This window comes from Nostoc sp. UHCC 0302, assembly GCF_038096175.1.
Taxonomy (GTDB): Bacteria; Cyanobacteriota; Cyanobacteriia; order Cyanobacteriales; family Nostocaceae; genus UHCC-0302.
This window is the reverse complement of record NZ_CP151099.1, coordinates 1,109,764-1,130,246: the sequence shown is the minus strand read 5'-3', so window position 1 is coordinate 1,130,246 and position 20,483 is coordinate 1,109,764. Positions and strand designations below refer to the sequence as shown.

Annotated in this window: 12 protein-coding genes; 4 read left to right on the top strand and 8 right to left on the bottom strand. The window is 41.6% G+C overall.

Annotated features, from left to right (window positions below):
- Positions 1-38 precede the first annotated feature (38 nt).
- The gene (locus WKK05_RS04665; protein ID WP_341528615.1) at positions 39-2,168 is read right to left on the bottom strand and encodes a tetratricopeptide repeat protein; all 2,130 of its coding nucleotides are present in this window, start codon (positions 2,166-2,168) and stop codon (positions 39-41) included.
- Between the two features lie 282 nt (positions 2,169-2,450).
- On the opposite strand from WKK05_RS04665, the gene pstS reads away from it, so the two are divergent.
- From pstS to WKK05_RS04645, 4 genes are all read left to right on the top strand, one after another.
- Positions 2,451-3,503, top strand: a complete 1,053-nt coding sequence (gene pstS / locus WKK05_RS04660; protein ID WP_341528614.1) for a phosphate ABC transporter substrate-binding protein PstS — start codon at positions 2,451-2,453, stop codon at positions 3,501-3,503.
- A 187-nt stretch (positions 3,504-3,690) separates the two neighbouring features.
- Entirely contained in the window at positions 3,691-4,653 is a 963-nt protein-coding gene (locus WKK05_RS04655; RefSeq protein WP_341528613.1) for a fatty acid desaturase family protein, read from the top strand.
- A gap of 286 nt (positions 4,654-4,939) precedes the next feature.
- The gene (locus WKK05_RS04650; RefSeq protein WP_341528612.1) at positions 4,940-6,625 is read left to right on the top strand and encodes an OmpA family protein; all 1,686 of its coding nucleotides are present in this window, start codon (positions 4,940-4,942) and stop codon (positions 6,623-6,625) included.
- A 104-nt stretch (positions 6,626-6,729) separates the two neighbouring features.
- On the top strand, positions 6,730-7,197 hold the full coding sequence (locus WKK05_RS04645; protein ID WP_341528611.1) for a hypothetical protein: 468 nt from the start codon (positions 6,730-6,732) through the stop codon (positions 7,195-7,197).
- 88 nt (positions 7,198-7,285) lie between these two features.
- On the opposite strand, the gene WKK05_RS04640 is transcribed toward WKK05_RS04645, so the two are convergent.
- The 7 genes from WKK05_RS04640 to WKK05_RS04610 form a co-directional block, all read right to left on the bottom strand.
- Entirely contained in the window at positions 7,286-8,485 is a 1,200-nt protein-coding gene (locus WKK05_RS04640) for a DUF4159 domain-containing protein (RefSeq protein ID WP_341528610.1), read from the bottom strand.
- A gap of 60 nt (positions 8,486-8,545) precedes the next feature.
- Complete coding sequence (locus tag WKK05_RS04635; protein WP_341528609.1) at positions 8,546-9,577, bottom strand: phage tail protein; 1,032 nt, start codon at positions 9,575-9,577, stop codon at positions 8,546-8,548.
- Positions 9,578-9,730: 153 nt separating this feature from the next.
- On the bottom strand, positions 9,731-11,932 hold the full coding sequence (locus WKK05_RS04630; protein ID WP_341528608.1) for a putative baseplate assembly protein: 2,202 nt from the start codon (positions 11,930-11,932) through the stop codon (positions 9,731-9,733).
- Entirely contained in the window at positions 11,929-12,345 is a 417-nt protein-coding gene (locus WKK05_RS04625) for a GPW/gp25 family protein (protein ID WP_341528607.1), read from the bottom strand. Before WKK05_RS04625 ends, WKK05_RS04630 begins: the two co-directional genes overlap by 4 nt.
- Before the next feature lie 330 nt (positions 12,346-12,675).
- Positions 12,676-14,724, bottom strand: a complete 2,049-nt coding sequence (locus WKK05_RS04620; RefSeq protein WP_341528606.1) for a VgrG-related protein — start codon at positions 14,722-14,724, stop codon at positions 12,676-12,678.
- A gap of 84 nt (positions 14,725-14,808) precedes the next feature.
- Complete coding sequence (locus WKK05_RS04615; protein ID WP_341528605.1) at positions 14,809-15,387, bottom strand: hypothetical protein; 579 nt, start codon at positions 15,385-15,387, stop codon at positions 14,809-14,811.
- A gap of 38 nt (positions 15,388-15,425) precedes the next feature.
- The gene (locus tag WKK05_RS04610) at positions 15,426-20,483 is read right to left on the bottom strand and encodes a hypothetical protein (RefSeq protein WP_341528604.1); all 5,058 of its coding nucleotides are present in this window, start codon (positions 20,481-20,483) and stop codon (positions 15,426-15,428) included.

Here is a 20,483-nt window from a genome sequence, read left to right as displayed (position 1 = left end):
ATCTGTAGAGACGTTGCACTGCAACGTCTCTACAGATGTTAGGGTATATTTTTTGGTGAACTGGTAGAACTAGGTGATGGGATGATTGGTACAATTACAGGCTTTAATTTTTCAGATTGTAGCTGACTCTCGGCTTGGTTGCGGGCTTGTATTGCTTGTTGGTAATCAGGTTTATATTTAATTGCTTGAGTATAAGAGGCGATCGCTTCTTGATATCGTTTCAAGTTTAATAAAGCATTGCCTCTACTATACCAGCTTTCGTAGTAGTCTGGCTTATAACGAACTGCTCTATCATAAGATGCGATCGCATCTCCATATTTCTGTAAATTATATTGAGAATTTCCTAGATTGTACCACAATTGATAGTCATTTCGCTTAATTGTCGCTGCCTTATTGTAAGATGCGATCGCTTCTTCATAGCGTTGGGTTTGATGCAGTGACCAGCCCAGATTATACCAAGCTTGATAATTATTGGAATTGTACTTAATTACTTGTCTAAAAGATTCAACGGCTTCTGGATAACGTTGTAAGCTAAGAAGGATATTACCTCTTGACAACCAAGCTTGATAATAATTGGGCTGATAATGCACAGCTTTATCATAAGCTGTAAATGCGTCTGTATAACGTTGCAAGTTGACTAAAACATTACCCAAATTGTACCAAGCCTGCTGATACTCAGGTTTTAATTCAGTGACTTTTTGGTATGCAGCAATTGCATCTTCATAGCGTTTGAGATTCTGCAAGGCTAATCCTTTTTCATACCAAGCTTGATAATAATCAGGTTTTAATTCAATTGCCTGGTCATAAGCTTGTATAGCTTGGTCATACTGGTTTAAATTACTAAAAGCTTCGCCTTTAGCATTCCAAACTTCCGGGTTGTCGTTTTTCAGTTGTAGTGCTTTATCAAAAGAAGCGATCGCTTCTTGATATCGCTGTAAATTTATTAATACAAAGCCTCTTCCACTCCAAGCTTCTAAATAATCTGGCTGAATTTGAATTGCTTTATCATATGCTGCCAGCGCTTCTTTATATTCTTTTAACTCATTGAGTGTTTTGCCTTGACCATTCCACCCTTGGGCATAATTGGGGATAATATTAACTGCTTTTTCATATGCTGTTAATGCATCTTTATACCGTTGTAAGTCAAAAAGTGTATTTCCTTGTTTATATAAGTCTGTAGCATTATTTGAATTAACGTGGTTATAAATAAATATTGATGCTACTCCACTAATACCTACTAAAAATATTGCTATGAAAAATTTCCCCAATATGCCTTTTTGCGATTTCTGCTTCTTTATATGATTTTGTGGGGTAGCAGGAATCAATGCTATTGTCTGAGGGGGAGCTTGTGTTAACTCCTTTAATGCTTGTAATGCCACTGTTGCCGAAGCATAACGTTGCCGAAAATCATAGCGCAACATTTTGTCTAAGAATTGAGCAAATTCCGGCGTGACTGTGGTTTGGTTCTGCCAAATAATTTCATTAGTTTCGGCATCTCTTAATATCTCTTCAGGAAATAAACCAGTTAGAGCTTGAAGTGCAATTATGCCGGCAGCATAAATATCACTGCTAAATTTTGGTGTACCTTGAGCTTGTTCTCCAGGAATATATCCGGGAGTACCTATAGCTACAGTAGATTTAGTTTGACCTTGGGGAGTAATCACTTGAGTAGCGATTTGTTTAACTGCACCAAAATCAATTAAAATTAACTTATTATCTTGCTGACGTCTCAAGATATTCCGGGGATTAACATCGCGGTGAATAACATTCTGTTGATGAACAAATTCTAAGATTGTCAAAATTTCTTCTAAAAGTGAAATCACCTCGTCTTGACTTAGGGTTTTACCTGGTATTATCTCTTTACTTAAATCATGACCTTCAATGAATTCTTGTACGAGATAGAATTCTGCATCTTCTTCAAAGTAAGCTAAAAGTTTAGGAATGCGATCGCAAGTCCCTAACTTATACAAAACTTGAGCTTCAGTATCAAATAAACGCCTAGCTGTCTCTAAAGTTACTGGATCGCTTGCTTGAGGCTTGAGTCTCTTGACAACACATTTAGGTGAACCGGGTAACTGAGTATCACAAGCGACAAAAGTTTCGCCAAACCCCCCACCTCCCAAAAGACTAATAATTTGGTATCTTCCTACAAGTGTGTTTCCCAGCATCTGATTTGCCTAGTTAATTTCGATGCGAACTGATTCCGATCTTGCCACAGGTTAGCTAAGAGAGGGTGAGGTGAAAAGATGGATCAGGAGGAGGAGGTTGCTTGCTGCCTCATTTGGCAATTGCTAGATGCTGTTTTTGAATACAGCTTAAGTATTAGGTAAAACTTTTAATAAGCCTATGCATGAGGTTTTTTATTGTTTTAAAATTAACAGCACCACTCCCACGTTAAAAATTGGGAAACTACCACATTGATAAATTAAACATTGGAACTAAAGATTTATATGTCTGCTCAAATTCAATCGAAACGACTAGCTTGTCTTCTGTCCCTAATAGCCGTTTCGGTGAATATTGCTTCTTGCACTGCTGGTCATACAGAGATAGGAAAAGTTTCCCTTGTTGGGGCCGGGGCAAGTTTTCCTGAGCCTTTGTACCAGCAGTGGTTGTTAGATTACAATCAGCAAAATCCTAACGTAAAAATTAACTATCAAGCCATAGGAAGCAGTGCTGGAGTGCAACAGCTGATCCAAGGTACTGTAGACTTTGCCGCCAGTGATGTGGCAATTACAGCTGAACAAGCAGCTAATATAAAGCGAGGAGTAATTGCTCTGCCCATAACTGCTGGTTCTATAGTGCTAGCTTACAACCTCTCCAATGTGCCAAGTGGTCTGAAGCTACCACGCCAAGTCTATACAGATATCTTCCTGGGAAAAATTACGAATTGGAATAATCCTAAAATAGCTGTAGCTAATCCAGGGATAAATTTGCCCGATCTACCGATTAAAGTTGTACACAGAACTGATGGTAGTGGTACAACAAGCGTGTTGACACGACATCTAAATGCTATCAGCCCAGAATGGAAAAATAAAGTCGGCGCTGGTAAATCCATAGAATGGCCAGTAGGAATTGGTGCAAACGGCAACGCAGGAGTTACTGCTCAGATTCAACAACTTCCCGGAGCGATTGGTTATGTAGAATACAGCTACGCTAACCGAAATAAATTGCGTGTAGCTGCTTTGGAAAATAAATCTGGTAATTATATTACGCCAACACCTGAATCAACAGCTAAAACCTTGGAGGCAATCAAGCTACCTGCTAAAAACTTGATTGGTTTTAACCCCAATCCTGCGGGAACTCAGTCTTATCCCATAGTTACTTATACTTGGCTTCTGACTTATCGCCAATATGAAGACTCAGTTAAAGCTCAAGAACTGAAAAATTTTGTGAATTGGGTTTTAATTAAAGGGCAAAAATCTAGCTTGGAACTTGGATATATTCCTTTGTCTAAAGAAGTTGTCGTTCAAGTCCAGGCTGCCGCTAATCAAATTGCACAATAACTATAAAATTCGGAATTACAAGCAATGATTAGTAAATTCTACGGACTTGATTCATCACTGTTTTGATCCATTAGAATAAACTACAATACAGTTCAGTTAAGGATTGTTTGTAGAAATTTCGTCTCTGTAGAGACAATGCAATGCAACGTCTCTACATTAGGTTATCGGTTATACCAATTAAATAATTATGTCTAATGATGCAATTACTCAACCAGAATTATTAAATAGTAAAGCTAATCAGCAACACAACCCCCGTCAGATTCTCTCTTTACAGGATTTGAGTGTTTTGAACGATCGCTCCAATTCTAAAGGACTACTTCAACTGGTTTTGCATTTAACTATCATGGGATGCAGCGGCTACCTATGGGCAACAAACTTTGGTAATTGGTTACTAGCAATACCAGCACTAGCAATTTATGGTTTTAGTATTGCTTCTATGTTTGCACCTATGCATGAATGCGTTCACAGAAGCGCTTTTGCTACTCATAGTTTAAATGATGCTGTTGCTTGGTGTGCAGGCTTGCTCTCATTTTACAACAGCACATTCTTCCGTCACTATCACAAGTGGCATCACCTTTATACTCGCGTTCCTAATAAAGACCCAGAATTAACCGACCCCAAACCAAGCAACTGGGGCAAATACTTATTAATAATTAGCGGTTTACCCTGGTGGTTAGGAAAAATTCGTGGGCATTTTCGGATTGCATTCGGTCAAGTTGATGATTGTCCATTTATACCAGAATCAGCGCGTGCTGAAGTTATTCGCTCAACTAGAGGACAATTAGCCGTTTATGCAGGTGCGATCGCTCTTTCAATTGCAGTCGCACAGCCTTGGTTTATACTTTATTGGCTACTGCCATTGATTGTAGGTCAACCGATTCTGCGTTTTATTCTATTAGCAGAACATACAGGTTGCACTCTTGATGCTAATCGACTGACGAATACGCGCACAACACTAACCCGCTGGCCTGTGCGATTATTCATGTGGAATATGCCATTTCATGCAGAGCATCATTTATACCCATCAATTCCGTTCCATGCATTAGCTGATGCTCATAAAAAGTTGAATGCACACTTTGCCCACATTGAACCGGGTTACATCAAAGTTAACAGAGATATTCTAGTTAAATCAGGACAATCAGCAATTTAATACCAAATTTGGATAGGAAGTATCATTTGTAAACGAGATAAAGTCATAGAAGAAATAGCAAGACATACGCCAATACAGCCAATTTATTGTAAATATTTTTGAAAATGGGATTAAATTCGACTAAAGTCTAAAAAATTACACTATTTATAGGGGTTATAGGGGAGATAATTGATAAATAGACTTACTGGTTAAATCTGAAATTAGCAAGTAAGTAATATATTTACGTTATTGTTAGGTCAGTATAATAATTTACAATATAAGCTTTTAAAAGCAAGGATTGGGTGAGATGAGCGATGTCCATAGACAAGACGCTGCGCGTCTACGCATAAAAACCCAACGCAAGAGAACATCAACTCAAACGAATTCATCGTTGACCTTACCAAATACTCCGACGCTGGCAAATCCAACACGTAGCTTTGGTATGCAAGCAGATACTGCTTTACCCGAAAAGGTAATTCAGAAGTCATCGAACTTCCAGCAAGAAATGCAACCTGGAAGTCTGGGACTTTTAGAATCAGTAGGTCATCAACAACAACCTATCGGTCACGACATTAGTCGAATCTCGCTACATCCGCAGGCAAAACTTAACGTCAATCAATCAGAAGCAGAACAAGGACAACCTCAGCAGTTACTCATGCGTGAAGATGTAGACGCAGGAGCAAACACAACCCAAACGCCTGAACCAACAGATGCAGGCCCAATTGCTGGCGTACCCACTGATACAACAACTACTGATACTCTACCAGCAGATTTACAAGAGTTCATTAATCACGGTATTTACGGGCCGGAGGCACTGGTTCCGCCCACTAACATTGGTGGTTTTGATGCTAGTTACGATCCTGATAGTAGTGGCTTGTTAATAGAAGTTAGAACTGGTGTAAATTTCAATAATGGTCTGGCAATCGACGATTCTAACGTGATTACGGCTAATCACACTGATCTCAATCAAGCCGCCATTGATGGCATGAACCTTCCCCCGGAAGAACGAGCCGCCTTCGTTGCAGACTTCACTTGGGATTCTGAACAAAAAGAAGATTTCATTGACAACTTACAGTTTCGCGTTGAAGGTGCTTGGAGTAGCAGCGGCACAGGACTCTCGTTTGTTTCAACTCGTCCAGGTTGGGAAAGTGTGACAGCAAGTGTAGATGTAAACGTCAACGTACATGAAGGTGCTGCTGGTACAAATGACCACCTGCAAACCACAGTTTATAAAGTTCCCGATGGTGGTACTTATAATGTAGGTGCATTTGTAGATAGCGATCGCAACGATCCAAACAAAGCTAGAGACCAAGATCCTCACAATAATGAATTGGTCATGTCTAGTACTCATGTCAACGAAACACCCGAAAGCCACAGTCTGTTGCGAAAGACAGTCCAATTTGAGAATAATTCATCAGCGCTAACTCCCGACGCCCAAAGCACATTGCAAGCTTTTGCAATTGACTTCCAAGATGCTAACCTCGACCTCACGAACCCTGTACAATTAGTTGGTCACGCTTCTTCTACTGGCACAGACGAACACAATGAGCAACTTGCTCAAGCACGAATTAATGAAGTACGGAAATTCTTAGCCTCTGTAGGTTTTACTGGAATTAACGAACGAGTCTCCACTCAAAACATGGGTGAAATCGATGCTACAGAAGACCCAGAATGGCGACGAGTAGACCTGATTGTTGGTAGTGGAGAAGGTCAACTAGTAGCAGCCCATGAATTCGGTCACGTTTTTGGGCTAGATGACGAATATGTTAGCAACGATGTAAATCCTGGTGGTAGCATTACAGGATCGGGTAAAGCAGTCGGTACAGCTGTGGGACATGACGATATGGCTCGTGCTATTGGTACTACAGGTGCGATCGCTGAAAATAACGATGGCATTATGTCCTTGGGTAATACAATCCGACCTCAGCACTATGCTACTTTTGGATGGGCGCTAGGAAAAGTGACTGGAGTTAATGAATGGAGAGCTACCTAATTATCACATCGCTCTTGCTTTTGTGCCTCTCCTGTCAGCAAAACCCAGGGGAAGCGAAGTCCAGTCCTGAAGCGATAGATACTTCAAAACCAAAGGATTCTGTTATGCTTTCTGCTGATTCCACCTTGGGCCTTCCCGAAAATCTCAAGTCTGCACAACCAATTTGGGAAGTAGAGCAAAAAAGTACTTCTAACCGCCCTGGTTCCATATCTCGTCTCTATGAAAATGGACAGATATATGCTTGGTCTAACTCTCGACGCGTACAAGTAAATGGCAAGTTAAGCCGCGAAACAGCGCCTTATGCTTGGCGGCTTGATGCCCAAATTCAACCAGAAGGTATTAAGCGCGTCCAAGAATTGCTTAAATCTGAATTTACAAAATTACCTGCCAATAATTCTGTTACTACTGGAGCAGATCAAGGTGTAGTAATTAGGCGTTCATACATCGATGGTGAGGCGCATAGCGTTACACTGCCCACATCAGCTACTAATAATCTTCCCCAAGTAATTCGCGACATTGACTACGCTATCCAAAGCAATATCATTCCTGGGGCTGTACCGTTGGCTCAGTAATCGCTCGTTTATTTCTCTGCTGATTTGAGTGCGATCACATATTTTGTAGGGGAAGTTACGCATTCGCGAATACACCCTACCATAATTATTACCACTGCCCAGAATTATCCTCTTGTTGGAGACCTATTAACTGTCGCCGTTTCCAAGCATAATGCAAAATATTAATTCCTAATTCCTGAGCTGTGCGAATAGTTAATCGCGGTAAATTTAATTCTCTATCCAATCCCCAAGCAGTTGCTAAATCTCCAATTGCTAAAATGATTCCTCCACCAATTAATAGTTTAATTTGTTGTTGATTAACCATTGGCAAGGCAGCAAATAAGAAAGGTTTTGTCCTTAAAGGATGACTCCGCTGCAACTCTTCTAAAGGTCTTATCGGATGTTCTAACTGTTGTGCTAATGCTTGAGTACTTTCAATTAAAGGTGTAGCATCTCCAGGAGCATCAACTAAAAGCACACCACCTAAATTCAAGTAATTTTTCAGCGATTCAAATTCCAGACTATTTAAAGATAAAGCTTGTTTACCTGTTAAATAAAGTAGGTCATAGTCTTGAATATTTTCTCCTAAAGAAACCTGACCTGGTTCATCAGCTCCTCGCAAAGTAGGGTATAAAGGTTCTACTGCTTGGAGCAAGTAGGAAAGGTTGAAAAAATTACGCGCACATTCCGGATCGCTATGGGTCGCCTGTGCCATTTGCACAAGTGCTTGAGGACGCATTTGTGCCTGACGCCGATAACGCAAATCAATATTGTTATAACCAGGAAAAAAAGCATCCGCAGGCTGAGTAATATCTGTTTGTCCTGGTTGCAGAAGTATTCGGGATATTTCTATTTCTGAACTTTCTGGTGTGGAGTTTCTTTGGTCAATTCGATAGGTTTCTTGAACAACATCTCTTTGCTGCCCCCGTCGCAGTTCATCAGGATCTACATAGCTAACTACTAAATAGACCATGATTGGCTCTGTGTGTGCTACTTCTACATCTATGGGAAAGTCATAAGAATTCGGCACAACAATTAAATTACCAGCTAAATCAATTGCAATACCGGGCTGAATTTGTACCCAACGCCCATCTCGATATCTAGCTTCTACTTGGCTGGGGGCTGGAACGTCTCGAACACCTAAACCGCAGACAATTCCTGGTTGGTTCAAAGATTGATATTGAGCATTTTGCCGTAATCGATGATAATCATGAGCTGTCCGCCAGCGTTCAGCATTAATTAATAGCCCGTCTGAAGCTTGTAGGCGTTCAAAAGATTTGATAGGTGGTGGGGGAAAAGGATGCGACATAATATTAATTAAAAATTCAAAATTAAAAATTCAAAATTAAGAAAATACATCATCCTTTTTTCAGTTATGATGATTTTCAATAGATAATTCGTAGGTGCAGAATGCAGGTTTTTCTTGTTCTACAATTCTTCTAATAAGTTGTTCGTTTATATTGGGATTGGCGCTATTTGAACGTAACCGCACTATAAAGTGATAAGGTTGTCCACCAGCTAAAACTGCGTTACCTAGTTGTGCCTCGCCTAATATAAAACTCGGCCCAAAAGGTTCTGTGATACTGATATGTTTATCAGCTTCATTAGGTAAATCATCGTCTAGAGGCAAACCAGTATAAAGATGTAAGTACAAACGCAATCCTTTACGAGTTCCCCGCCAGCGATAAAGTTCTACAGCGCGACGAATTAAACGCCGCTGTTGCTGAAGATCCCATGTTGAATCTACTTGCCAAGCAACCCAGTGAGCGACAAAAGGAAGTAGCGCCTGTGGTGCTGTCAAGGGGTCGAGGTTTGCCCACATGACATTGAAACTATCAATGACTGGTTGAAAACCTTGCTCAAATATCTTCATGAAGCGACCAATAAAGTCGACTTCTCGATAGAGAATTGGCAAGAATTCCATGTACGCAGTGTAGGGACGGATGTATAAATGAAAATACTCGCTAGTGTAGATTTGTTCTCGGTCAGTGCCTGAGTCTATGTGTATGGTAACTAGGCTGCGAAAGTTGAGAGTTAATTTGTCTTTTTTTCCAGGAGCGATCGCTTGTTGATCTTCAAAAAAAGTTGAGGGAACTCGGAAATACAAGACAGCATCCATCTGTCCTCTAGGAGGAATTTCACTGCCTTCTGTACCAATCTGACACCACTCAGTCGGAAAATTACCCTCAACGCTTAAGCTTATCCGCAAAGGTCGCTGTTCCAAGTTTTGCACTTGCACAATCATCTCGCTGGGATGACCAGGATGCAAAAGTAAACTACGTCCAGCCTCATTCATGCTTTCTGCTCCAGCAAATTCCAAACCTGCTACAGGTAAAGCTTCCGGAATTTGCATTGGAGTTAATTGAACACTGATAGCTGGAGTATAGCGACTTTGAACCATAGCATTGGGGAGTGGGGGGCAGGGGAGGCAGGGGAGGCAGGGGAAGCAGGGGAAGCAGGGGAAGCAGGGGAGGCAGGGAGGACAAGGAAAATAACTCTTGACCCTTCGACAAGCTCAGGGCATCGCTTTTGACTCTTGACCCTTGACTCTTGACTAATTACGAATTATTTGAATGTTGTGGCTGGAACGCAGATTATTATCAGCCCAAGAACACACTAATCCTTCAGTTCCTGGGTCAATCAACTGTTCTGGTGATGATTGACGTCTCCAATTCTCTCCTTGCTTACGTATGGGAAACAGTAAGACTGGGCCTAAATAACGCACGCCTGGAGTTTGTTGCAGTAATGCCACAATATCTGATGTATAAACTGGTCGCCCAAATGGCCAACCTTTACCATCCATACCTCCAGTTAAGGGATTTAAATATTTATACAGAGATATTCTTAAGTTTCTAAGGATTTCTTGTTGCGCTAGCGGATTTTCATAGGCTGGTTCTAGAGCTATTTCTGTCTGTACAGAAACCCCTACATAATTCGGTTCTTCTAAGTGTACTTGTACTCCCAACAACCGCCTTTCATCTAAATAGCTCAAAACTTGCTCTTGGAGTGCTGCACTTAAGGCAAATTGTTCTGGTGCTATACCTTCACCTTGGGCAATTCCATCTGTATTTGCTTGTGGAACTAACAGTAAACCTACTATACCTGCTTGAGACAGAGAATTTGCCGGTAAACAGCGCACACGAGCGATCGCACCTGCGCCAGCTTGCTGTGCTAAAACTTCAAAATCTTCGGCAGTGACTGCCCTGTCACGGGTACGGAGGATGCGAGGAGCCTTAATCACAGCTTGCTCCAATGACTCAGCATCCGCACCATTGATTGCTGGTCTCAGATTTATCACCCTAGCAACATATGGATATGCAGACTTCAAAAACTGGATTGCCCCAGTTTGAACATTACCTTTTCTACCACCACCTATGCGATAAGCAACCATTTTAATCTCTGAACCACGAGGAGGAATTGCGCCGTACTGGTGTTCAGATTGATTATTTTCCAGACTACTAACTTGTACAGATGTGTCGTCGAGTAGTGGTTGCTGGATTCGCGATCGCACTTGGGTTTGCTGTTTAAGTTGGCTAGGTTCTCGAATCAGCGGCCCAAATTGGATTTTACCAGTGAGGGAATCGATAGTGTAGTGAAGGTCTTGAGACCTAGAATCAGCAAAATCTCTCACCTCAGTCCATCTCTGAGGCAAACCACCAGCAGGTGTAACTAGGATATATTCATTTTCTCTGCGTTCCAAAATCGGTTTACTTAGTAATTCAAAACTCTGTCCGGGTTTACCGTTACTAATTCCTACACGCTCATCTCGAATCAACTTACTGTGACTAGCCCTAACTGTACCGCCAATTGACCGCACTGCTAAACCAACAATCCTTGGTGGATTATTGTAACCGGATTGATTTGTTTCTGGGATAGTAAAGGTACAGCGTAGCCAGCGACCCCGGTAAGCAATAAAGTTGGTCACAGGCCAATTTTGCGGTAAATGCAGACGGACAGCTGCGCCTATAGACAGGTTTTCACTCTGTTGGGCGATTTCGTAAAAACTGAACCCGCGAGTTTTATCATCTGACTCTTGCAATAAAACTGATTGCCAATTTTCCCCATCCCAGGCCTCCCACTTCCGAGGTGGTTGATTGGGGTTAATACCAGTAGGCGTAGCTGCGGCTCCTCGAAAATTAATATCTAGAACATTACCATCTAGAGGATCATCAGAATTGATCGCTAAATAAAAGCAGTTACCAGGCTGGGGTTCCTCTTCAAATATCGGTTGTTCACTACCTGTCCAGTAACCGTCTGATTGACGAGTCCATAAACTTGTAAATCTTTCTCGCAGAGATTGGGGAATGTCTTCGCTGGTTTGGGCAGTTAAGAAGTGTTGTATGCGGGGTTTGCCGATAATTAGAGGAGAATCTGTGCTAAAGGTAATAGCTTCTGTTGTCTCAGTTCGAATAGTTGAGGTTTCTAATCCTGCCGGAATAGTGTAGGCTTCAGGCAGTGCAGCGCTTAAATAAAAAGTTAATTCCGTGTGGGCTGGGGCGGGAGGCTGGAGACGAATACCCAGTAATTCTAGGAAAGCTACATAATTTTTCCGAGGTACTTGGTTAAATCTGAGCAACATCTGGTCAGTTAACCAAGCGAATAACTCAATTAGCGTAATCCCTGGGTCGCTGAGGTTATGGTCTGTCCATTCTGGACAGTAGCGAGGAATACGCAGAATACACTCTTCTACTAAATCATCGAAGGTGCGATCGTCTAACTTAGAAGAAGGTAATTTTGGTAGAAAGTCAAAGTTCACGACTCCTCCCCAGCTGAAACTAAATAAAAAGGATAAACAAAGTTATTAATAATATTAGGATTCTCTTTGAGTCGATAATTAATGATGATGTCTATTCTGCCACGCACAGGGTCAGGATCAGTTAGAACTTGATCGAGAATAATGCGCGGTTCCCAAACTTCTAAAGCTTGCGATACATAAAGACGGATTCGCAGTAAGGTATCGCTATTCATAGGTGCAAACGCTAGTTCTGACAAGCGCGAACCAAACTTAGGTCGATAAACCCGCTCACCTACTCCTGTGCGGAGGATAATCCAAATAGATTCTTTAACTTTTTGATCTTCACGGCTAAGTTGTATCCCACCTTGCACACTCAAATGCAGTGGATAAGCCCAACCTGCCCCTAAATAATCTTTTTGCCGACTATAAACCATATCTAATACTTAGACAGCTGTTACTTTTTAACAGTTATCAGTTATCAGTTATTAATAAATCTGACAATTGTTCACTGTTCACTGATTTAAAGATATCGGCACAGAAGGTTTAAGCCTATTCGCCAAAGGTCGAGGTTGAAGATGCGTAGGGTAGAGGAGTAGGGGGAGGGTCAAGTGGGAGGGTGACATACTCCCACACTGATGCTTGCATCAGTGTGGGCTTCTCAGGGACTCCGACGCTCGTTCCTCGTTACTGCTTCGCTATTACCGCCCAAAAATTCATCTTATCGCCTCTCGTTCTGGGTAGGCGAGAGGCATCTTTAAGTTTAGCTAAACAGGGGGGGGAACAGGAAGAGGTACCATGACATTCAAAGGACTTTCGATTGCAACCGTAGTCGCGGCTGCCAAGTTTATAGTCGGAGCCTCTGCTGCTATAATAGTTGCGGCTGTCAAGTTTATAGTTGGAGCCTCTGCTGCTACGATGGTCGAGGCTGTCATGTTTATAGCTCCAAACGATGTTGAAATCTCTATGGCTCCAGCCAATGTTGAAATCTCTATACCTGCCTTAGCTTCTAATATCAGCTTACCTAATGAACTAACTTCAAGAGTCGGCAATGGAGAGGGCGTGTCCTTCATTGTAATTTTATGACCGCCTTTAGTTTTAATCGCTATTGAGTCATGCAGTAGGTCACTGTCATTATTGATATATATTCGATTACGCGATTTAGTTCGTAGCTGAATACTACCATCTTCACCGTCATCATTCATATATATTCGATGACCGTCTTTAGTTATTAGCCTAATTCCTGGCTTTTTACTTTTGCCTTTCCCTGCGCTAAACTCGCCTTCCTCTTCGGTAAACTCGTCTTCCTCTCCGCTAAACTCGCCTTCCCCGTCGATAAACTGTAGAATATGACCTACACGAGTTTTAAAAGTGCGTAATCTTACACCGTACTCTGCAACTGAGTCGTCCACATTTTCAGGTGGTGCATCCTTACCGTTCCATAACCCGCCAATGACGAAGGGACGGTGAATATCGCCATGCTCAAAACCTACTAAAACTTCATCCTGTATCTCTGGTAAACAGTCGAAACCTCTATTTTTACCTGCTCCTATAGCTACAACTCTCGCCCAGTAACTGTTATGTTCTTCTGTAAGCGTTGGAAACTTGACCTTCACTCTGCTCAATTCCTCTGGGTCTTTGTTATCAGTTACAATTCCGATTAATAAAGTCTGAGATGGGCGTAGGCGTTTTTCTGTAGACAAAGTTGTGAATAAGTTACCAGAACGTAGTCCCCGCACGCTGAAGTCAGTTTTATAAACCCGTCCCTCCATGAAATGGCGTGTGTCTGTAACATAATACTTCCCACTATAGCGATCGCCCATATTCTCAAGATTAATAACCTGTCCTGGTCGAATGTCAGGATTTCCTTCTGCTTGGGCATCTGCATAAACAAATTCTCCTCCCAGTTCATCGCACAGAGCTTGAGCCATAATCTCTGCTTCTTTAGCACTGGCAACAGGTTTATCTACAGCAATCATTTCGGGGGACTTAAGATTGGAAAATGCACTATTGGTACTACTTCCTAGCTTATTACCTGTTTCAGTTAGTTGCTTTTCTGTAGTGGCTGTTTCAATAATCGGTTCTTTGTCACCATAGTTCCAGGCACGTACTGTCACAGAATTCACCTGTTCAGCACTGGTGACGCGAACCCTAAATTGCTTAATCTGATCTCCCCATTTTAATGCTAAATCTCCTTCAGCTTTGGGCTTGCAAAAATTCATTTTGCCATCGCTCATAAAGAGTTCAAAACCAATGCGGGCAGCTCTTTCCCGCAAAAGCTCCATATTAGTTTGGTTTTCTTGGAAGACATACTCATGGGCTTCGCCACTTGCCTCTATATTGCCAGGTGTTATCCCTACTTCTTTAACTATTTTATCGACTATATCGCTATCAGTTTGATTCTCAAAAGCACGATTATAACGACCTCTATGAAGACGATGGGAGAAGTCATAGCCACGAACAATAATATCAGCTCTATTGTTGTTATCGAAGTTAACTTCCATCCCCGTAATTTCGCCTTCAATCAGTATGTTTTCTATTTCCTCTTTAAAATCAGGATCTTGAGTAGTACTCGAACAAAAACCCAATTTCACTTTTTTTCCAATCTCAAACAACGGATCATGTTGCCACGGATTGATTTCTGGTTCGTTATGTGTAGGAGCATATCTGTTATATATTACTAGCGTAAACATTGCTGGCAAATGAAGGCTTTCTTCTATTGTCACTTGCAACACATCTAGTGCTAATTGTTCAGTAACTTTTTCTCCGTCTATCTCGAGTCGAAGTAGGCTTAAGTAAAGGCTTTCTGTAGACATAACTATTATTTTGTAAATATGAGGTTTTCAGAGCAGTCTTTAAGGACAAAGTATTGATAAATCAATATTAATTTCTTTAGTTAATTAAAAAAATTCTCCCAGTTTATCATCTATCTTATTTATGCCATTAGAAACTGATTCTATTCCTCCGGCAAGGTTTACTTTATCTACTTCTTGTAAGGATATATCTACCAGCGCCCTTACTGGTGTACCATCACTAAGAAACATATTTAAAGTGTAAGTTAGACTTGTAATTACACAATAGAAATACTCTTTTTTCCATGTGAATATATAAACAGGTGGACGACTGTCAGGTGATTGCTCAATAGCTTCTACACCTTTTTTAATATTGTCTATATACTTTTCCATCACTGACTCTTTGGTTTCATAAGTATCATAGACCAACTGTTGCAGTGTGAATTGGTAAGGCTCAACTCCAGAAAAATTTACTTTAGGAAGTAGAGTAGTTCCTCTATTGCCTATCTGACATTGCCAGTTCACAGTTCGAGTAAAACTAATGTCTGTGGGATTAAACATTAATTCAATATCTGGCGCTTCACCGTTATAAGCTACAAGCTTAGCTTTTTCAAGACTCGATTGAAGCTTTTCAACTTCAATAATATCTGGCTTAGTAATATTTGAAAATGTATCTAGTATTCCCATTTAAGTATTTCTCCTAAAATTAATTATTGAATGAGAATTTACCAAGGTAATCGACCTGAGTAACGGCCATCACGCTCTCGCTCAATTTCTATCCGTTGCCGTAATCTGTGATAAATTTCTCGAGCGAGAGCTTCAAAATCACCTTTATCATGTTTATCAGCTCCTCCACAAGACGAATCAGCCGTATCATTTTTATTACCTCTAGAAGACGAGTAAGTGTTCTCTATCGTTTGAGTTACTGGTTTTATTTCTGTTCTAGATATATCGGCTGGAGTCGCCTTTCGACGAGCAGCGAAACTTTTTGCTGAAGGAAGGTGTTTAGCAAAAACTTGTGGCGATTCTGATGAGTTTTGCTTGTTAGATTCTACACTATTAAAATTGAAGCTACTGTATTCATCATTATTTCCATTTAGTAATTCTTCCACACTTGACCATTGAGAAGGTATATTTTCCGATTGAGAAGGTGTTTGATTGATGAGATTTTTCTTTCGGAAAATCAGGGGAGGCGATGAGTATTGAGGTGAAGGTTCACCCACGTTAGTTGTTTTGTTTTGAAGAGTATTAAGCTGTGGAGAATGGAGGATGGAAAGCTTTTGTTTTTCAATGTTCAACCCTAAGAAAGAAGAAATTAAAGAATTAGATATTTGAGGTAAGTGAGTCTTAGCGCTTTTTAGCTGTAATGAAGTGTTTGAAGTGTTTGTAAAAGAATCGACTTTAGTCGAAGTGTCTTGAGCAGTTTTTTCTTCTGGTTCCTTAAAATTGAATGTCTGTAAACTATCTTGCTCAACTTCAGGTAGTGTGCTTATCTCATTTTGTGGGGAGTTTGGATTATCTAAGCTATCAACAAAAATTTTCCTGAAAATACTCGCAGTTTCACTAATCTCAGGCGGTTTTACGGTGACTTTTGGTGCGATTGTTGTTTCACCAATCTCAGGTGATGCGCTGCTAACTTTTGGTGCAATTGCAGTTTCATCAGTCTCAGGTGATGAGGTGCTAGCTTTGGATGCAACAGTTTCACCAATCTCAGATGATGTGGTAGTAATTGTTGGTGCAATTGTAGTTTCACCAGTCTCAGGCGATGTGGTAGTAATTGTTGGTGCTTCACCAATCTCAGGTAATGCGGTGCTAACTTTTGGTGCAATTGCAATTTCATCAGTCTCAGGTGATGAAGTAGTAATAGTTGGTGCTTCACCAATCTCAGGTGATGAAATGCTAACTTTTGGTGCGAGCGCAGTTTCACCAGTCTCAGGTGATGAAGTAGTAAATGTTGGTGCTTCACCAATCTCAGGTGGTGTGCTACTAGCTTTGAATGCAACAGTTTCACCAATCTCAGGTGATGAAGTAGTAATTGTTGGTGCTTCTGCAATCTCAGGTGATGAAGTAGTAATTGTTGGTGCGATCGCAGTTTCACCAATTTCAGGGGATGTGGCGCTAACTGGTGCGAGCGCAGTTTCACCAGTCTCAGGCGATGTGGTAGTAATTGTTGGTGCTTCACCAATCTCAGGTAATGCGGTGCTAACTTTTGGTGCAATTGCAATTTCATCAGTCTCAGGTGATGAAGTAGTAATTGTTGGTGCTTCACCAATCTCAGGTGATGAAATGCTAACTTTTGGTGCGATCGCAGTTTCACCAGTCTCAGGCGATGTGGTGCTAACTTTTGGTGCTTCACCAATTTTAGATGATGTGGCGCTAATTTTTGGTGCAATTGCAGTTTCACCAATCTCAGATGATGTGGCGCTAACTTTTGGTGCTTCTGCAATCTCAGGCGATGTAGCAGTAATTATTGGTGCTTCACCAATCTCAGACAATGTGGCGCTAACTTTTGGTGCGAGCGCTGTTTCACCAATCTTAGACGATGTGGCGCTAACTTTTGGTGCTTCACCAATCTCAGGCGATGCGGAGCTAACTGGTGCGCTCGCAGTTTCGCCAATCTCAGGTGATGCGTTGCTAACTTTTGGTGCGAGCGCAGTTTCACCAATCTCAGGCGATGCAGCGCTAACTGGTGCTAGCGCAGTTTCACCAATCTCAGGCGATGTGCTGTTAACTTTTGGTGCGCTCGCTGTTTCACCAATCTCAGGGGATATAGCAGGAATTATTGGTGCTTCACCAATCTCAGACGATGTGACGCTAACTGGTGCGCTCGCTGTTTCACCAATCTCAGATGATGTGGTGCTAACTTTTGGTGCGATTGCAGTTTCACGAATCTCAGGCGATGTGGTGCTAACTTTTGGTGCGATCGCTGTTTTACCAATCTCAGACGATGTGCTGTTAACTTTTGGTGCTTCTGCAATCTCAGGTGATGAAGTGCTAACTTTTGGTGCGATCGCTATTTCACCAGTCTCAGGCGATGTGACGCTAACTGGTGCGATTGCTGTTTTACCAATCTCAGACGATGTGCTGTTAACTTTTGGTGCTTCTGCAATTTCAGGTGATGAAGTGCTAACTTTTGGTGCGATCGCTGTTTCACTAATCTCAGGCGATGCAGCGCTAACTGGTGCGCTCGCAGTTTCAGGTGATGAAATGCTAACTGGTGCGATTGCAGTTTCACCAATCTCAGGCAATGTGGCGCTAACTTTTGGTGCGCTCGCAGTTTCACCAGTCTCAGGCGATGTGACGCTAACTGGTGCGATTGCAGTTTCACCAATCTCAGATAATGTGGCGCTAATTTTTGGTGCGAGCGCAGTTTCACCAGTCTCAGGCGATGTGGCGCTAACTTTTGGTGCAATTGCAGTTTCACCAGTCTCAGACGATGTGGTGCTAACTTTTGGTACGCTCGCAGTTTCACCAATTTCAGAGGATATAGCAGTAATTATTGGTGCTTCACCAATCTCAGGCGATGCGGCGCTAACTGGTGCAATTGCAGTTTCACCAGTCTCAGACGATGTGGTGCTAACTTTTGGTACGCTCGCAGTTTCACCAATTTCAGAGGATATAGCAGTAATTATTGGTGCTTCACCAATCTCAGGCGATGCGGCGCTAACTGGCGCAATTGCAGTTTCACCAATCTCAGGCAATGTGGCGCTAACTTTTGGTGCTTCACCAATCTCAGATAATGTGGCGCTAACTTTTGGTGCTTCACCCATCTCAGATGATGTGGCGCTAATTTTTGGTGCAATTGCAGTTTCACCAGTCTCAGGCGATGTGGCGCTAACTTTTGGTGCTTCACCAATCTCAGGCGATGTGGTGCTAACTTTTGGTGCAATTGCAGTTTCACCAGTCTCAGACGATGTGGTGCTAACTTTTGGTACGCTCGCAGTTTCACCAATTTCAGAGGATATAGCAGTAATTATTGGTGCTTCACCAATCTCAGGCGATGCGGCGCTAACTGGTGCAATTGCAGTTTCACCAATCTCAGGCAATGTGGCGCTAACTTTTGGTGCTTCACCAATCTCAGATAATGTGGCGCTAACTTTTGGTGCTTCACCCATCTCAGATGATGTGGCGCTAATTTTTGGTGCAATTGCAGTTTCACCAGTCTCAGACGATGTGGTGCTAACTTTTGGTGCGATCGCAGTTTCACCAATCTCAGGCGATGTAGCAGTAATTATTGGTGCTTCACCAATCTCAGGCGATGCGGAGCTAACTGGTGCGCTCGCAGTTTCGCCAATCTCAGACGATGTGACGCTAACTTTTGGTGCGATTGCAGTTTCACCAATCTCAGGCGATGTAGCAGTAATTATTGGTGCTTCACCAATTTCAGGCGATGCGGAGCTAACTGGTGCGCTCGCAGTTTCGCCAATCTCAGGCGATGTGGTGCTAACTTTTGGTGCGATCGCTGTTTTACCAATCTCAGGTGATGCGTTGCTAACTTTTGGTGCTTCTGCAATCTCAAGTGATGAAGTGCTAACTTTTGGTGCGATCGCTGTTTCACCAATTTCAGTGGATATAGCAGGAATTATTGGTGCTTCACCAATCTCAGACGATGTGACGCTAACTTTTGGTGCGATCGCTGTTTCACCAATCTCAGACGATGTGACGCTAACTTTTGGTGCGATCGCTGTTTCACCAATCTCAGGCGATGTGGTGCTAACTTTTGGTGCGATCGCTGTTTCACCAATCTCAGGCGATGCGGCGCTAACTGGTGTGATCGCAGTTTCACCAGTTTCAGGTAATGTGCTGTTAACTTTTGGTGCTTCTGCAATCTCAGGTGATGAAGTGCTAACTGGTGCGCTCGCAGTTTCACCAATCTCAGACGATGTGCTGTTAACTTTTGGTGCTTCTGCAATATCAGGTGATGAAGTGCTAACTTTTGGTGCGATCGCTGTTTCACCAATCTCAGGCAATGCGGTGCTAACTTTTGGTGCGATCGCTTCTGACTCTGGACTAGGTAAACTAGATGGTAACTCAGAATTTAATTGCAGATTATCGTTAGCAATATTCCTGAATAAAGTCGATTTATCTTCAACACTTGGCGAAGTGGATGTCGTTATACTACTAACAAAATTATTATCACTTGTAGTGTTGTCTGAAAGAGTATCCCGTTGTAATTTGGGGATATCCGAATTAATCTCAACAGGTAGAGGCTCATCTGATGCTAATAAGCTATCTTCATTAAGATTAATAGGAATGTTGCTTTCATCAACAAATTGAGCAACATTATTAGCAGCTGATGATTTGACTGTTTTTTTAGTTTTAGATTTCGGTTTTGACTTTTTTCCTGGCGGCTGTTGAGATTTATTTGTTTTTGTTGATTTAGATTTACTTTTAGTCTTTAGTTTTTCTGAAGTATCATTACTCGTATTTTTATCAATGCGAGTTGGCATTATCCTTGGAATACCGTCTTTGACTAATTCATTACTATTTTCTCCTGGAGTTCTTGAATCAAAAGAATCAAACTCAACTAATGAAGACTCACTATTTATATCTTGAGTATCCCAACCTATTAATGGTTGTATCGACGGTTCATGCTCACGAGACAATAAAAATTTAGATGATGTGACTAATGGTGGTTTATTTTGTATTGGACTAATAACATGACTTTGTGAATGCAGAGAATGAGAATCTTTTCTCAACAACATTCTGTGAGGATAAAATAAAGATGATATTACACCAAGGGGATGAACATTATTTCCTAGAGAAGATTGAATAATTTGCAT

Coding starts and splice junctions, on each gene's coding strand:
- WKK05_RS04665 (WP_341528615.1), bottom strand. CDS start 2,168: ATGCTGGGAAACACACTTGTAGGAAGATACCAAATTATTAGTCTTTTG.
- pstS (WP_341528614.1), top strand. CDS start 2,451: ATGTCTGCTCAAATTCAATCGAAACGACTAGCTTGTCTTCTGTCCCTA.
- WKK05_RS04655 (WP_341528613.1), top strand. CDS start 3,691: ATGTCTAATGATGCAATTACTCAACCAGAATTATTAAATAGTAAAGCT.
- WKK05_RS04650 (WP_341528612.1), top strand. CDS start 4,940: ATGAGCGATGTCCATAGACAAGACGCTGCGCGTCTACGCATAAAAACC.
- WKK05_RS04645 (WP_341528611.1), top strand. CDS start 6,730: ATGCTTTCTGCTGATTCCACCTTGGGCCTTCCCGAAAATCTCAAGTCT.
- WKK05_RS04640 (WP_341528610.1), bottom strand. CDS start 8,485: ATGTCGCATCCTTTTCCCCCACCACCTATCAAATCTTTTGAACGCCTA.
- WKK05_RS04635 (WP_341528609.1), bottom strand. CDS start 9,577: ATGGTTCAAAGTCGCTATACTCCAGCTATCAGTGTTCAATTAACTCCA.
- WKK05_RS04625 (WP_341528607.1), bottom strand. CDS start 12,345: ATGGTTTATAGTCGGCAAAAAGATTATTTAGGGGCAGGTTGGGCTTAT.
- WKK05_RS04620 (WP_341528606.1), bottom strand. CDS start 14,724: ATGTCTACAGAAAGCCTTTACTTAAGCCTACTTCGACTCGAGATAGAC.
- WKK05_RS04615 (WP_341528605.1), bottom strand. CDS start 15,387: ATGGGAATACTAGATACATTTTCAAATATTACTAAGCCAGATATTATT.
- WKK05_RS04610 (WP_341528604.1), bottom strand. CDS start 20,483: ATGCAAATTATTCAATCTTCTCTAGGAAATAATGTTCATCCCCTTGGT.